This window comes from Sphingomonas sp. 66-10 (assembly GCF_001897045.1).
Classification (GTDB): domain Bacteria; phylum Pseudomonadota; class Alphaproteobacteria; order Sphingomonadales; family Sphingomonadaceae; genus Sphingomonas; species Sphingomonas lycopersici.
Genome location: NZ_MKRR01000135.1, coordinates 133,301 through 133,769, shown reverse-complemented (window position 1 = coordinate 133,769; position 469 = coordinate 133,301). Strand labels below are relative to the sequence as shown.

Annotated in this window: 1 protein-coding gene; it reads right to left on the bottom strand. The window is 69.3% G+C overall.

The annotated features are described in order from the left end of the window. Positions 1-465, bottom strand: a 465-nt coding sequence (locus tag BGN95_RS17540; protein ID WP_286773541.1) for an aldolase/citrate lyase family protein, incomplete at its 3' end; no start/stop codon positions are given. Positions 466-469 lie beyond the last annotated feature (4 nt).

The window sequence follows — 469 nt, the reverse complement described above, 5'->3', positions numbered from 1 at the left end:
CGCCGCAATCTCGTCGACCGCCGCCAGCGCCGCCGCGCTTTCGATCTGGACGATGATCCCGGTGCGCTCGTGCGCGGTGCCGAGATAGCTCGTCTCGGCACCGAAGCGAGAGGCGCGGCTGGTCGAGCTGGCGACCCCGCGGATGCCGCGCGGCGGGAAGCGCGAGGCAGCGACGATCGCCGCCGCCTGATCGGCGCTCTCGACCATCGGGATCAGCAAGGTGCCGAAACCGATATCGAGATATTGCTTGATGTTGACCGCATCGCCCGCCGGCGGCCGCGCGATGACATGAACCGGGTAGGGCGCCACCGCCTGCAACTGGCCGAGCAAAGTCTGCGCGGTATTCGGCGCGTGCTCGCCGTCGAACAGCATCCAGTCGAAACCGAGCGTGGCGCAGATCTCGGCGGTATAAGGCGAGGCGAGCGCCTGCCAAAGCCCGAGCCGCGGCGCGGGGGCGGCATCGATCCAC